A 14,055-nucleotide genomic window follows, 5' to 3' on the forward strand; every position below is an offset into this window, starting at 1 on the left:
CGGCGATGGCGGCCCGCTGTCGGCACGCTGCGGCCTTGCTGGTGGCGATCATCACCGGCCTTGGCGTCTGGTCGGTCCCGGCGTGCACCAGTGCCACCGTCGACCAGATCGACTACGCCGTCGACGGCGGTCTGATCACCTACAACAGCACTACGGTGGCCGGTGCGGCGTCGGCGGGGCCCCAGGCGTTCTCCCGCACCCTGATCGGCTTCGGCTACCACGGGCCGGACGGCCAGATCGTCACCGACCACGACTTCGGCAGCATCTCCGTGGTGGGCCGCGCCCCGCTGGTGCTGGACTATCAGATCGCCGACGCGGCCGTGTACTCCGACGGCAAGCCCATCACCTGCGACGACCTGGTGCTGGCGTGGGCGGCCCAGTCCGGCCGGTTCCCGGGGTTCGATGCCGCAAGCCGGGCCGGCTACCTCGACATCGAGAACATCGAATGCCAGCCCGGTGCCAAGAAGGCCCGGGTGTCGTTCTTCGCGGACCGCAACATCGTCGACTACGAGGAACTGTTCACCGCGACCTCGATGATGCCGTCGCACATCATCGCCGACAAGCTCGGTGTGAACACCACCGACGCCGTGCTGGGCAAGCTGGGTCCCGCCGAGGAGGTCATCGCCAAGATCGCCGACGCCTGGAACACCACCTGGCAGCTCGACCGCGGCGCTGACCTGCGGCACTTCCCGTCGTCGGGGCCCTACAAGATCGACTCGGTGCTCGACGGAGGCGCCGTGGTGCTGGTGGCCAACGACCTGTGGTGGGGCGCCAAGCCGGTCACCAAGCGGATCACGGTATGGCCGCAGACCAACGACATCGCCGACCGGGTCAACAAACGCGTCATCGAGGTCGTCGACGTCGCAACCGGGTCCGCCGGGTCGCTGATAACCCCGGATGACTACCAGAGCAGCGACAGCCCCTCGGGCGGCATCGAGCAGCTCATCTTCGCCCCGTCCGGCCCGCTGTCGGAGACTCCCGCGCGCCGGGCGGTGGCCTTGTGCACCCCGCGCGATGTCATCGCCCACGACGCGGGCGTTCCGGTGGTGAACTCCCGGCTCAACACCGCCATGGACGACGCCTTCGACCAGGCCGAGAACGTGCCCGAGGCCGAACAGTTCACCCACGCAAACCCCGACGCAGCTCGTGACGCCCTGGGCGGCAAGCCGCTGACGGTGCGCATCGGCTACCGCGGTCCCAACACCCGGCTGGCCGCGGTGATCGGGGCGATCAGCAGTTCGTGCGCGCCCGCCGGCATCACCGTCACCGAGGTGGCCTCCGATGCCATCGGCCCGCTGGCTCTGCGCGAAGGGCAGATCGACGTGTTGCTCGCCAGCACCGGGGGATCCACCGGCAGCGGGTCGAGCGGATCGTCGGTGGTGGACGCCTACGAGTTGTTCAGCGGCAACGGCAACAACCTGTCCGGCTACCACAACGATCAGATCGACGGCGTCGTCTCCGCGCTGGCCGTCACCGCCGACCCCGCGGAGATGGTCCGGCTGCTCGCCGAGAGCGCCCCGGTGCTGTGGGCCGATATGCCGACGCTGCCGCTGTACCGACAGCAGCGCACCCTGCTGTCGTCGAAGAAGACCTACGGTGTGGCCGCCAACCCCACCCGGTGGGGCGCGGGCTGGAATATGGACCGCTGGGAGCTGCAACAGTGAACCAGGCCGGGCCTGCGGCAGGCCCCGGTCAGATCATCGCGTCGCTGATCCGTGAGGTGGCGGACTTTCCCACACCGGGAATCGCCTTCAAAGACCTGACTCCGGTCTTCGCCGACGCCGCCGGACTGGCCGTGGTCACCGATGCGCTGGCTCGAGCCGCTGCCGGCGCTGATCTGGTGGCCGGTATCGACGCACGGGGGTTTCTGCTGGCCGGGGCGGTCGCCGACCGGCTCGGGGTGGGCGCGCTGGCGGTCCGCAAGGGCGGCAAGCTGCCACCGCCGGTGCTCTCGGAGCACTATCAGCTCGAGTATGGAACCGCTGTGTTAGAGATTCCGGCCGACGGAATCGAGTTGGCCGGGCGCCGGGTGGTGATCCTCGACGACGTGCTGGCCACCGGCGGTACCCTGGCCGCTACACGGCGATTGTTGTGTCGGGCGGGAGCCGAGGTGGTTGCGGCGGCGGTGGTGCTGGAGCTGGCGGGGCTGGGCGGTCGCGCCGCCGTGGCACCGTTGCAGCTGGCCAGCCTGCACCGGATTTAGTCGATATTCTCGTGATCGGAGGTGAGCACAGTGGGCCCTGAACACGGCTTAGCGCAAGGCTCCGAGCCGGGCTCCGACGAAGCTCGGTACAACGCCGACACCAGCCAACCGGTGGCGGTGTCGGAGGCCATCGCCCAGGACTCGCCCACCGAGCGCACCGACCTGCTCAAGGTCCCGACCAGCGCCTCCCGGCGGGTGCGGGCCCGGATTGCCCGACGCATCACCGCCCAACGTGGCGCGCTCAGCCCGGTGCTGGAGCCGCTGGTGGCGGTGCACCGGCAGTACTATCCGAAAGCCAATCTGGCGCTGCTCCAACGCGCCTACGAGGTCGCCGAGCAGCGGCACGCCACCCAGCTGCGCCACTCGGGGGACCCCTACATCACCCACCCGGTGGCTGTTGCCACCATCCTGGCCGAGCTGGGCATGGACACCATCACGTTGGTGGCCGCGCTGCTGCACGACACCGTCGAGGACACCGGCTACACCCTCGAGGCGCTGGCCGGCGAATTCGGCGACGAGGTCGCTCACCTGGTCGACGGGGTGACCAAGCTGGACAAGGTGGTGCTGGGCACGGCCGCCGAGGCCGAGACCATCCGCAAGATGGTCATCGCGATGGCGCGTGACCCGCGGGTGCTGGTGATCAAGGTGGCCGACCGGCTGCACAACATGCGCACCATCCGCTTCCTGGCGCCCGAGAAACAAGCCCGCAAGGCACGCGAGACGCTGGAAGTCATTGCGCCGCTGGCACATCGGCTGGGCATGGCCACCGTCAAGTGGGAGCTCGAGGATCTGTCGTTCGCGATCCTGCACCCCAAGCGCTATGAGGAGATCGTGCGGCTGGTGGCTGACCGCGCGCCGTCACGCGACACCTACCTGGCCAAGGTGCGTGCCGAGATCGTCAACACGCTGGCGAAGTCGAAGATCACCGCGACCGTCGAAGGCCGGCCGAAGCACTACTGGTCGATCTATCAGAAGATGATCGTCCGCGGCCGCGACTTCGACGACATCTACGACCTGGTGGGGCTGCGGATTCTCTGCGACGAGATCCGGGACTGCTACGCCGCCGTCGGCGTCGTGCACTCGCTGTGGCAGCCGATGGCCGGCCGGTTCAAGGACTACATCGCCCAACCGCGCTACGGGGTCTACCAGTCGCTGCACACCACGGTGATCGGTCCGGAGGGCAAACCGCTGGAGATCCAGATCCGCACCCGGGAGATGCACCGCACCGCCGAATACGGGATCGCCGCCCACTGGCGTTACAAAGAGGCCAAGGGCCGCAACGGTGTTCCGCACCTGGGCACCGCCGCCGAGATCGACGACATGGCCTGGATGCGCCAGCTGCTGGACTGGCAGCGGGAGGCGGCCGACCCGGGTGAGTTCCTCGAGTCGCTGCGCTATGACCTGGCCGTCAAAGAGATCTTCGTGTTCACGCCCAAGGGTGACGTCATCACGCTGCCCACCGGCTCCACTCCCGTCGACTTCGCCTATGCGGTGCACACCGAGGTCGGTCACCGCTGTATCGGTGCCCGCGTCAACGGCCGGCTGGTGGCGCTGGAGCGCAAGCTCGAAAACGGGGAAGTGGTCGAGGTTTTCACCTCGAAGGCGCAGAACGCCGGGCCGTCGCGGGACTGGCAGCAGTTCGTGGTGTCGCCGCGGGCCAAGGCCAAGATCCGCCAGTGGTTCGCCAAGGAGCGTCGCGAGGAGGCCCTGGAGTCCGGCAAGGACGCGATGGCCCGCGAGGTGCGCCGGGCCGGTCTGCCGCTGCAACGACTGGTCAACGGCGAGTCGATGGCGGCGGTGGCCCGCGAACTGCACTACAGCGATGTGTCCGCGCTCTACACCGCCGTCGGCGAGAACCACATCTCGGCGCACCACGTGGTGCAGCGGCTGGTGGCCCAGCTCGGTGGGGTGGACCAGGCCGAGGAGGATCTGGCCGAACGTTCCACGCCGCTGACCATTTCGCGCCGCGAGCGTCACACCGACGACGTCGGTGTTGCGGTTCCCGGCGCCACCGGCGTGTTGACCAAGCTGGCCAAGTGCTGCACCCCGGTGCCCGGCGACGAGATCATGGGTTTCGTCACCCGCGGCGGCGGGGTGAGCGTACATCGCACCGACTGCACCAATGCCGACGCGCTGCGCCAACAGGACGAACGGATCATCGAGGTCAAGTGGGCGCCGTCGCCCTCGTCGGTGTTCCTGGTCGCCATTCAGGTCGAGGCGCTGGACCGGCACCGGCTGCTGTCGGACATCACCAAGGTGCTCGCCGACGAGAAGGTCAACATCTTGTCGGCGTCGGTCACCACCTCACGGGACCGGGTGGCGATCAGCCGGTTCACCTTCGAGATGGGCGACCCCAAGCATCTCGGCCACCTGCTCAACGTGGTCCGCAACGTCGAGGGCGTCTACGACGTCTACCGGGTGACGTCGGCGGCCTGATTTCTTCTTCCGCGAGTGTGCGTGTCCCCGGCCCGACACGCCGGTCGGCAACCGGGAATACGCACGCTCGCGCAAGACGGGCAGTGCCCGCTCGGTCACGCTTAGTCGGGCAGCACCGACTTGACGGTCACCTTGGTCGCCGGCGGGCCGTCTTCACCGCCGCCCTGCACGCCGGCCGCGGCGATCTTGTCCAGGGTGGCCAGGCCGTCGTCCTGAATCTTGCCGAACACCGTGTACTGCGGCGGCAGCATCGAATCCTTGTAGACCAGGAAGAACTGGCTGCCGTTGGTGCCGGGTCCGGCGTTGGCCATCGCCACCGTGCCACGAGGATAGGTGACCGGCTGCTGGGCCGCGGGGTCGCCCAAGGAGTACTGGTCGGTGGGGTACTCGTTGTCGAACTCATAGCCCGGGCCGCCGGTGCCGTCGCCGGCCGGATCCCCACATTGCAGCACGCTGAGCATCGGCGATGTGGTCAGCCGGTGGCACTGGGTGTCTTTGAAGAAGTCCTTGGCCGCCAGGCTGATGAAACTGTTGACGGTGCAAGGGGATTGGGCGTTGTTGAGCATCAACCCGATGGGGCCCTGGTCGGTCATCATCGACACGCTGACCTCGGCCGGGTCGGTCGGGACCTTGCCGGACCGCGGCGGCTCGACGGCCTTGGTGGCCGGACGCGCCTTGGGGTACTGGCAGTCGGCGCCCAGCTGCGGCGATGCGGTGAACTTCGGCAGCTGCCCCGCCGCCCCCGGCGTCGCGGAGGATTCCGCGGACTCCGAGGTGCTCGAGTCCGAGGAGCCGCTCGCGTTGACGTTGCCCGGATCGTTGTCGCGCAGCACCACGAACACCACCCCGGCGATCAGCAGCACCGCCGCCGCGGCGCCGAGGATCATCAGCAGCCGGCGCTGCTTGCGGGCTGCCTCGGCACGCTGCTGCACCTGTAGGTCCAGATTGCGCTTGGCGGCGGCACGCCGCTCTGAGTTCGTGGGCACCGGCGGTAACCTCCTGGCTCGCGGACTGAGTCGGGCCTCAAGTCTGCCAGAGCGCGCCTGCGCCGACCGCGTCACCGCCGACCGGGCGCGCAATGGGAAACTGGTCGGCGTGTTGGTCACCGGATTCCCCGCTGGAATGCTGGCGTGCAACTGCTATGTGTTGGCGCGGCGGCAGGGCTCTGACGCGATCGTCGTCGACCCCGGGCAGCGCGCGATGGCCAGGCTGCGGCGTGTTCTTGACGAGAATCGACTGACGCCGTCCGCGGTGTTGCTCACGCACGGCCACATCGACCACATCTGGTCGGCGCAGAAGGTGTCCGACACCTACGGCTGTCCCACCTACATTCACCCCGAGGACCGATTCATGCTCACCGACCCGCTGCGCTCCTTCGGCACGGTGCCCGGGCAGGCGTTGTTCGGCGTGTTGAGCAAAGCGATGTTCGCCGAGCCCAAGCAGCTGATCGAACTGGATCGCGATGGCGACAAGATCGGGCTGGGCGACACCACGGTGACTGTCGACCACACGCCCGGGCACACCCGCGGCTCGGTGATCTTCCGGGTCGAAGGTGATGCCGCGGAGGTGGTGTTCAGCGGGGACACCCTGTTTCAGAACTCGGTCGGCCGCACCGACCTGCCCGGGGGCAGCGGCCGTGATCTGCTGACCTCGATCGTCGACAAGCTGCTCTGCCTCGACGACGCGACCGTGGTGCTGCCCGGCCACGGACCCAAGACCACCATCGGCGCGGAGCGCCGTTACAACCCGTTCCTAGAAGGGCTGAGTGCGTGAGCACCTTTGCCGCACCCAAAGGGGTGCCCGACTACGTTCCGCCGGCCTCGGCCGGTTTCGTCGCGGTCCGCGACGGACTGCTGGCGGTTGCTCGCCGCGCCGGTTACGGCGACATCGAGCTGCCGATCTTCGAGGACACCGCACTGTTCGCCCGCGGGGTGGGGGAGTCCACCGATGTGGTCTCCAAAGAGATGTACACGTTTGCCGATCGCGGCGACCGTTCGGTGACGCTACGGCCCGAGGGCACGGCAGGCGTGATGCGCGCGGTGATCGAGCACGGCCTGGACCGCGGTCAGCTGCCGGCCAAGCTCTGCTATGCGGGGCCGTTCTTCCGTTACGAACGCCCGCAGGCCGGCCGTTATCGGCAGCTGCAACAGGTCGGGGTCGAGGCGATCGGGGTGGACGATCCGGCGCTGGACGCCGAGGTGATCGCGGTCGCCGACGCCGGCTTCCGCTCGCTGGGCCTGGACGGTTTCCGGCTCGAGATCACCTCGCTGGGTGACGACACCTGCCGCCCGGCTTATCGAGAGTTGTTGCAGCAGTTCCTGTTCGGGCTCGATCTCGATGAGGAGACCCGCCAGCGCGCACAGCTGAACCCACTGCGGGTGCTCGACGACAAGCGCCCGCACGTGCGTGAGATGACCGCTGACGCCCCGGTCATGCTCGACCATCTCTCCAATGCGGCCAAGGCACACTTCGACACCGTGTTGGCCCACCTGGATGCGCTCGGGGTGCCCTACGTGATCAACCCGCGCATGGTGCGCGGCCTGGACTACTACACCAAGACCACCTTCGAATTCGTGCACGACGGATTGGGTGCGCAGTCGGGGATCGGCGGCGGCGGCCGCTACGACGGGCTGATGCGTCAGCTCGGGGGACAGGACCTGTCTGGGATCGGCTTCGGGCTCGGCGTGGACCGCACCCTGCTCGCGCTGGCCGCCGAGGGCAAGGCCGTGGGGCAGACCAGCCGATGCGATGTGTTCGGGGTGGGTCTGTCCGAGGCGGCCAAACTGCGGCTGGCCGTGATCGGCGCGCAGTTGCGGGCCGCCGGGGTACGAGTGGACCTGGCTTACGGGGACCGCGGCCTCAAAGGAGCGATGCGCGCCGCCGACCGCTCCGGGGCGGTCATCGCCCTGGTTGCCGGGGACCGCGACCTGGAGGCCGGCACCGTCGGCGTGAAGAATCTCGCCACCGGGGAGCAGGTCGACGTGCCGATCGAGGGCGTTGTCGCCGAGGTGCGCAGGCGGTTGAGCGGCGCCTGACAGCGTGGGTGCGGGCGTGCGGGGCAGCTGCTGGACCTCGTCGGAGCCGGCCCTCCGGTAGCGTGGCGCGGTATGACGATCATGCGGAACGTGACAGTCAAGTTCGGCACGGTGTTGCTGATGGCCGCCGCGGGAGTGGCAGCCAGCCATGCGACGTCTCTTGCGGACCCGGAGACCAGCCCAGCATCGCCAACCGAGAACCCGGCGGCATCGCCCACCGAGAATGCGGCGCCGTCCCCGGCGCCCGCCCCGACCGAGAATGCGTCGGAGCCGTCGGCCGACGCCCCGAAGAAGTCCACGACCGGCGGCCACGAGGTCACCTACACCATCACCGCCACCAGTGACCTGACCGGCAACATCTCCTACATCAAGACCGACCCGCCCAGCATGGCCGCCTACAACGCCAACTCCTCGGAGTACCTCGAGACGGTGCGGGTGCCGATCGGCGGGGGACAGCCGGTGGTCTACACCACCACGCTGGCCGATCCGAGCCAGTGGGCGCTGGTGACCGCCAGCGGAGGCTTGCGCACCAACCCGGAGTTCCACTGTGAGATCGCCGTCGACGGCGAAGTGGTGGTGTCACAGCAGGGCGGCAGCGGAGTGTCCTGCGCTACCCGGCCCTGGTGAGCGATCCGGCTCAGCCGGCGAACACGTACACCCAGGCTCGCGCACCGGAGCGCAGGGGCACCGAAATCCGCCGGTAGGCGTCGACTTCGTACTCGTCGGCGGCCGCCAGCTGGGCGGCGCTGATCGCGAACACCGTGCCGGGAACACAGGCGTCATGCGCCTCCGACGGACGCAGGATCGGATGACGGTCGCTGCCACTGACGGCCACCACGTGCGGGTCGGTGATCGTCACGTAGTCCAGGTCATAGCCGACGATCGCATCGGGCCGGCCATCGAGCTCGTGCCCGAACGTGCTGCGCTGCACCTCGGGTAGCTGCAGCGTGCCGTAGGAGAACAGCAGCTCTGTGCTCATTGCGAACTCGTCTCGGCAACGACGAGCACCTCGGCGGGCTGGCTTCCGACGGTGCGGATGCGATGGCTGATCGACGCGTCGAAGTAGGCGCTGTCGCCGGCGGCCAGGGTCCAGGTGGCGTCGCCGTACTCCAGCTCCACAGTCCCGGCATGGACGAATACGAACTCCTGGCCCTGATGGAGCGTGTGCAGCGGATCGACTTCACCGTCTCCGCGGCGGTCGGCGTGCCCGGAGGGGCGAACCACGAACGGGGACATCGACTTTCCCAGCATGTTCGCGGCTATCGCGCGGTAGCGCTGCCGATCCTGGCCGCGGTCCGCGGCCCGGTCTACGGCGATCATGTCCTGGTGTCCGCGCTCGGAGAACAGTTGCGCCACATCGACGTCCAGGGCCCGCGCCACCTTGATAGCCGTCGCGATGGACGGCGTACTGCGACTGCGTTCGATCTTGGACAGGTAGCTCTTGGTCAGTCCCGTGCGCTCGGCGAGTCCTTCGAGGGTGAGGCCTCGCTGCTTGCGAACGGTGCGCAGCAGTTCCGTCATGGACCCATGATGACACAGCAGATGACACAAGGTGTCCTATCGCATATAGTCGTGTCATCATCTCCCGTCACCGAGGAGCTGCCATGGGCACCACATTCGACGATTCCAAATCCGATCTCATGCAACGCGCGGAGCAACGCTTCGCGGAGAACTTCGCCGGAACCCAGTGGTCCACACGCCAAAAGCTGGCGCTGACCTGCCGGGCGCTGTCCGACCGTGGACATGACTCCGGCCTGGCCGGGCAGATCACCGCCCGGGCCGAGGCCCGGGGCACCTACTACACCCAGCGGCTCGGTCTCGGGTTCGACGAGATCACCGACGCCAATCTGCTGCTCGTCGACGAAGACCTGAATGTCATCGAGGGCGAGGGTATGGCCAACCCCGCCAACCGTTTCCACAGCTGGATCTACCGGGCCCGCCCGGATGTGCAGTGCATCGTGCACACCCATCCGTTTCACGTCGCGGCGCTGTCCATGCTGGAAACCCCGCTGGTCGTCTCGCACATGGACACCACACCGCTCTACGACGACTGCGCCTTTCTGCCGCTCTGGCCGGGGGTTCCGGTCGGAAACGAGGAGGGCGAGATCATCTCCGCGGCCCTCGGCGACAAGAAGGCGATCCTGCTGGCGCACCACGGCCAGATCGTGGCCGGCGCCAGCGTGGAGGAGGCCTGCTCACTGGCGGTGCTGATCGAGCGCGCCGCCGCACTGCAACTGGCTGCCATGGCCGCCGGGACCATCAAGGAGCTCCCCGAGAAGCTGGCCCGCGAAGCCCACGACTGGACGCTGCTGCCCAACCGCAGCCAGGCCAATTTCGCCTACTACGCCCGCCGCGCACTGGCCGGGCACCCCGACGCGATCACCCGATAAGCAAGGAGTCCCTCGTGGCAGCACAGTTGCACGGCGTTATCGGCTATCCGGTGACACCGTTCCGTGACGGCGGCATCGACACCGTGGTCCTGGCCACCGTCATCGACCGGCTGATCGAGGCCGGGGTGCACGCCATCGCCCCATTGGGCAGCACCGGCGAGCTCGCCTACCTCGACGAGGGTGAATTCGACACCTGCGTCGACGCCTCGATCGACGCAGTCGCCGGACGGCTGCCCGTGCTGGTGGGGGTGTCGGACCTGACCACCGCAGGTACCGTGCGCCGCGCCCGCTATGCCGCGCAGGCCGGCGCCGACGCGGTGATGGTCGCACCGGTGTCGTACTGGAAACTCTCCGAACGCGAGATCATCGCGCACTACGCGGCCATCTCGGACGCCATCGACATCGACATCGTGGCGTACAACAACCCGGCGACCTCCGGGATCGACATGAGTCCGGAACTGCTGGTCGGCATGTTCGAGAGCATCGAGCACGTCACGATGGTCAAGGAGTCCACCGGCGACCTGAGCCGGATGCAGCGGATCGCCGAGCTGACCGGCGGGCGGCTGCCGTTCTTCAACGGCAGCAACCCGCTGGTGCTCGACGCGCTGCGTGCCGGCGCCGCCGGCTGGTGCACCGCGGCGCCCAATCTGCGTCCGCAGCCGTGCCTGGACCTCTACACCGCGGTCACGGCCGGTGAGCTGGACCAGGCCCAGGCGCTTTACCACGAACTCAAGCCGCTGCTGGAGTTCATCGTGGCCGGCGGCCTGCCCACCACGGTCAAGGCCGGCCTGGACATGCTCGGGGTACCGGCTGGAGAACCGCGTCGCCCACTGTTGCCGCTCGACGAGGCCGGCCGTGCCGAGCTGCGCGGGCTACTCGCGGTTTAGCCCAAGTCGCTGGCGGCGAAGGTGTCGCACTGGTTGGGGTCTCCGGTCTGATAGCCGACGGTGAACCAGTGCTGACGCTGCGCCGACGCGCCGTGGGTCCAGGACTCCGGATTGACCCGGCCGGTGGCGGCCTCCTGGATGCGGTCGTCACCCACCGACGACGCCGCGGACAACGCATCGCTGATGTCCTGGTCAGTGAGCGGCTTCAGGAACGGCACCCCGGTGCCCTCCTGCTTGGTCACCGAGGCGTAGTGCGCCCACACCCCGGCGTAGCAGTCGGCCTGCAGCTCGGTGCGCACCCCGGCGCCAGACGCGCCCTGCGCCCCGGTTTGAGCCCGGCCGAGCACGCCGAGCAGGTTCTGCACGTGGTGGCCGAACTCGTGGGCGACCACGTACTCCTGCGCGAGCGGCCCGCTGCTGGAGCCGAACCGGTCGACGAGCACCTTGAAGAAGTCGGTATCGAAGTAGGCGGTCTGGTCCGCGGGGCAGTAGAACGGTCCGACGGCGCTGCTGGCCGCCCCACAGGCGGTGGACGTCTGTCCGCTGAACAGCTGCACGCGCGGACGGGTGTACCCGCGCAGCAGGTCTGACCACACCGCATCCACCGAGTTGGCCGTGGCGACCACCCGGCACTGCACGTATTTGTTGGCGTCTTGGCCGGTCCGGCACTTATCGAGGTCGAAACCCGGTGCCGTGTACTGGCCCGGATCCACGGGCTGCTGGCTGAGCACATCGCCGGGATCGGCCCCCAGCAACAGCGCCACCACCAGGATCACCAGGCCGGCCACGCCGCCACCGATCGCCATCCCACGGCCGCCGCCTGAGGAGGTGGTGCTGGTATCGATCTGCATACCCTCGTTGAAGGTCATCGCACGCTCCGTGGGGTTGTCCGTAGGTTGATGGTGGCCTGCCGGCCGATTTGGGCACCTTAGCTTCGCACACCGGCCCCCGCCCCCAGGCCCGGTTCAGCCCGGTTCAACGCCACAAATCCGCGCCTTGGCTAAGTGAATAGAGCGTTGTCTGACCAGATCCCAAACCTTTACTGAATGTTTGTCGCGCCGCTGTACCGCGTGGTCGCGGCGGTGTTACGTTCTGCATCCGGCCGCAATCGGACTCTTCCCGCGACGGCCGCCGCAGCTATCTGCCCTAACTTGCAAGAGAGGTTGTCTGCTCGGTGAACGTGTCAACTCGTGCTTCCAGGGACCGGTGGTGCGTCGGTCGCGAGTTCTCGTTCGTCTCGGCAGCCCCAGCTTTATCAGACCGTTATTACAACTGTCCGCTAGAGTGATCTACGTCAAGTATTGACGCAGACTTCGAATACCCAACACTCCCACCCACACTTCAACTAGACGCTTGCACGCCCCCAGGAGGAACAATGTCGTTCGTAACCGCTCAGCCAGAGATTCTGACGGCGGCCGCCGGAAGCCTTTCCGGTATCGGCGACTCGATGACCGCGGGGGTCTCCGCCGCTGCTGCTCCCACCACGGGTGTGACGGCGCCCGCCGCCGACCTGGTGTCGGCGATGACGGCTGCCCAGTTCTCGGCCCACGGGTCCCTGTTCCAGGAGCTCAGTGCGCAGGCGGCGGCGGTGCACCAGCAGATCGCGGCCACCTTGGGTAGCAACGCGAACGCTTACGCCCTCGCCGAGGCTGTCAACGCCGCGGCCGCCGGCTGAAGCGGGGCGTATCGATGAGCTTCAGTATCTTTCCACCGGAGATCAACTCCGGGTTGATCTATACCGGGCCCGGTTCGGGTCCACTGCTGGAGGCCGCGGCAGCGTGGACCCAGCTCTCGAGCGAGCTGATGACGTCGGCAACAGCGACGCACTCGGTGATCGCGAACCTGGACTCGACCTGGACCGGGGTCGGCTCGGCTGCGGCGACAGCCTCGACCGCCCCCTATGTGGCCTGGCTGGAACAGGCCTCGGCCACTGCCGCAACGAACGCCGCACTGGCCACCCAGGCGGCCGGGCTGTTCGAGGCGGCGCGGGCCGCGTCGGTGCCGCCCGCCGTGATCGCGGCTAACCGGGCGATGCTGCTGGCCTTGATCTCGACCAACTTCTTCGGCCAGAACACCCCGCTGATCCAGGCCACCGAGCACCAGTACGAAGTGATGTGGGCGACCGACGGCGCCGCGATGGACACCTACAGCGCCTCGGCCGAGGCCAATAACAACGCGCTGCAGCAGCCCTCGGCGGTGCCGCAGTCCGCACAGGCGACCACGCCGGGGTCGGCCGAAGGAGGGCCGCAGCCCGGTACCGGAGTCCCTGGCAACTCGGGCTACGACTTCACCACAGTGGGTAGTTACCTCAACGCGCTCGGGCTCGACACCAGCGTCTTGCCGTCCAGCATGGACACCTTGATGGCGACCCCGGTGAGCCAGCTGAACTCCGCGATGTCACCCCTCACCGGGGCTTCCTCCATCGGCATGATGGGCGTGCGTTTCCTGATGATGCTGCCGCAGCTCGCCCGGATGGGGGCAGTAGGCGGTACGGCGGGCGCGTTGGCGGGACAGACCGCCGGCGCGAGCGGTGCCGGCACTTTGATGACCCAGATCGGCGACTTCGTCAACGACAAGCTGCAAGGCGCCGTCGGCGTGCTCGCCGGCCACTTCAGCTCGGCCACCAACGCGATCTCCGCCAAGCTCGGCCAGGCCGCCTCCATGGGCGCACTGAAGGTGCCGGGAGCCTGGGCGACGGCCGCCGACGGCATGGTCCGCGCCGCCCCGGTGCTGCCTGCCACCACGGTCAGTGCCCCGATCCAGACCATGTCGGCGGCCTCCGGGCTGCCGGGCGGCCCGTTCGGCCACGCCATGATGGGCGCGATGGCCGGACGTGGAATGGGCGCGATCGCTGCCAAGGCCCCCAAAGTTATGCCCCGTTCGCCGGCTGGCGGGTAGCGGAAGGGGCCTGAACACACACGTGTCCGCCGGGTCGGCGCCCGGCATCACAACGAATTCCGAGCAAGAGGGAGAAAATCATGGCAACACGTTTTATGACTGATCCGGACGCGATGCGTTCGATGGCGGGCCGTTTTGATGTGCATGCGCAGACGGTGGAGGACGAGGCGCGTCGGATGTGGGCGTCGTCGACGAACATCTCCGGT

Annotated in this window: 15 protein-coding genes; 11 read left to right on the forward strand and 4 right to left on the reverse strand. The window is 68.1% G+C overall.

The genetic code is table 11. The annotated features are described in order from the left end of the window. The first annotated feature begins 5 nt into the window (after positions 1-5). The 3 genes from ABW16_RS21960 to ABW16_RS21970 all read left to right on the forward strand — a co-directional run bounded on the left by ABW16_RS21960 (position 6) and on the right by ABW16_RS21970 (position 4,639). Positions 6-1,664, forward strand: a complete 1,659-nt coding sequence (locus ABW16_RS21960) for an ABC transporter substrate-binding protein (protein WP_047321322.1) — start codon at positions 6-8, stop codon at positions 1,662-1,664. Further along, a complete protein-coding gene (locus tag ABW16_RS21965) occupies positions 1,661-2,203 on the forward strand; it encodes an adenine phosphoribosyltransferase (protein ID WP_047321323.1) in 543 nt (180 codons plus the stop codon). Before ABW16_RS21960 ends, ABW16_RS21965 begins: the two co-directional genes overlap by 4 nt. Positions 2,204-2,314: 111 nt before the next feature. Next, on the forward strand, positions 2,315-4,639 hold the full coding sequence (locus ABW16_RS21970) for a RelA/SpoT family protein (RefSeq protein WP_047321336.1): 2,325 nt from the start codon (positions 2,315-2,317) through the stop codon (positions 4,637-4,639). A 101-nt stretch (positions 4,640-4,740) separates the two neighbouring features. Here the strand turns inward: ABW16_RS21970 and ABW16_RS21975 are convergent, their stop codons facing one another. Further along, positions 4,741-5,625 carry a peptidylprolyl isomerase gene (locus ABW16_RS21975; protein ID WP_047321324.1) on the reverse strand — a complete coding sequence of 295 codons (885 nt, stop codon included), beginning with the start codon at positions 5,623-5,625 and terminating at the stop codon, positions 4,741-4,743. A gap of 109 nt (positions 5,626-5,734) precedes the next feature. Here ABW16_RS21975 and ABW16_RS21980 point away from each other — a divergent pair, with 109 nt between their 5' ends. From ABW16_RS21980 to ABW16_RS21990, 3 genes are all read left to right on the forward strand, one after another. Beyond that, positions 5,735-6,412: an MBL fold metallo-hydrolase gene (locus ABW16_RS21980; RefSeq protein WP_200900704.1), complete on the forward strand. Its 678-nt coding sequence runs from the start codon at positions 5,735-5,737 to the stop codon at positions 6,410-6,412. Further along, positions 6,409-7,674, forward strand: a complete 1,266-nt coding sequence (hisS, locus tag ABW16_RS21985) for a histidine--tRNA ligase (protein WP_047321325.1) — start codon at positions 6,409-6,411, stop codon at positions 7,672-7,674. Before ABW16_RS21980 ends, hisS begins: the two co-directional genes overlap by 4 nt. 72 nt (positions 7,675-7,746) lie before the next feature. Then, positions 7,747-8,301, forward strand: coding sequence for a hypothetical protein (locus ABW16_RS21990; protein WP_047321326.1), 555 nt, complete (start codon positions 7,747-7,749; stop codon positions 8,299-8,301). 10 nt (positions 8,302-8,311) lie between these two features. Here the strand turns inward: ABW16_RS21990 and ABW16_RS21995 are convergent, their stop codons facing one another. Continuing rightward, positions 8,312-8,653, reverse strand: a complete 342-nt coding sequence (locus tag ABW16_RS21995; RefSeq protein ID WP_047321327.1) for a gamma-glutamylcyclotransferase family protein — start codon at positions 8,651-8,653, stop codon at positions 8,312-8,314. Then, positions 8,650-9,195 (reverse strand): helix-turn-helix domain-containing protein, encoded by a 546-nt coding sequence (locus tag ABW16_RS22000; RefSeq protein ID WP_047321328.1) that lies wholly within the window; start codon positions 9,193-9,195, stop codon positions 8,650-8,652. The genes ABW16_RS21995 and ABW16_RS22000 overlap by 4 nt, the downstream gene beginning before the upstream one ends. Before the next feature lie 83 nt (positions 9,196-9,278). Here ABW16_RS22000 and ABW16_RS22005 point away from each other — a divergent pair, with 83 nt between their 5' ends. Together ABW16_RS22005 and ABW16_RS22010 are read left to right on the forward strand one after the other, a co-directional pair. After that, positions 9,279-10,064 carry an aldolase gene (locus ABW16_RS22005; protein WP_047321329.1) on the forward strand — a complete coding sequence of 262 codons (786 nt, stop codon included), beginning with the start codon at positions 9,279-9,281 and terminating at the stop codon, positions 10,062-10,064. A gap of 14 nt (positions 10,065-10,078) precedes the next feature. Further along, the gene (locus ABW16_RS22010) at positions 10,079-10,951 is read left to right on the forward strand and encodes a dihydrodipicolinate synthase family protein (protein WP_047321330.1); all 873 of its coding nucleotides are present in this window, start codon (positions 10,079-10,081) and stop codon (positions 10,949-10,951) included. Here the strand turns inward: ABW16_RS22010 and ypfJ are convergent. Beyond that, positions 10,948-11,820, reverse strand: coding sequence for a KPN_02809 family neutral zinc metallopeptidase (gene ypfJ / locus ABW16_RS22015; protein WP_047321331.1), 873 nt, complete (start codon positions 11,818-11,820; stop codon positions 10,948-10,950). The genes ABW16_RS22010 and ypfJ overlap by 4 nt on opposite strands. Positions 11,821-12,326: 506 nt before the next feature. Between ypfJ and ABW16_RS22020 the strand changes: the two genes are divergently transcribed. The 3 genes from ABW16_RS22020 to ABW16_RS25035 form a co-directional block, all read left to right on the forward strand. Continuing rightward, the gene (locus ABW16_RS22020) at positions 12,327-12,626 is read left to right on the forward strand and encodes a PE family protein (protein WP_047321332.1); all 300 of its coding nucleotides are present in this window, start codon (positions 12,327-12,329) and stop codon (positions 12,624-12,626) included. A 14-nt stretch (positions 12,627-12,640) separates the two neighbouring features. Continuing rightward, positions 12,641-13,849, forward strand: coding sequence for a PPE family protein (locus tag ABW16_RS22025; protein ID WP_047321333.1), 1,209 nt, complete (start codon positions 12,641-12,643; stop codon positions 13,847-13,849). A gap of 80 nt (positions 13,850-13,929) precedes the next feature. After that, positions 13,930-14,055, forward strand: a 126-nt coding sequence (locus ABW16_RS25035) for a WXG100 family type VII secretion target (RefSeq protein ID WP_459542295.1), incomplete at its 3' end; no start/stop codon positions are given.

Origin of the sequence: Mycolicibacter heraklionensis, from assembly GCF_001021505.1 — a bacterium.
Classification (GTDB): domain Bacteria; phylum Actinomycetota; class Actinomycetes; order Mycobacteriales; family Mycobacteriaceae; genus Mycobacterium; species Mycobacterium heraklionense.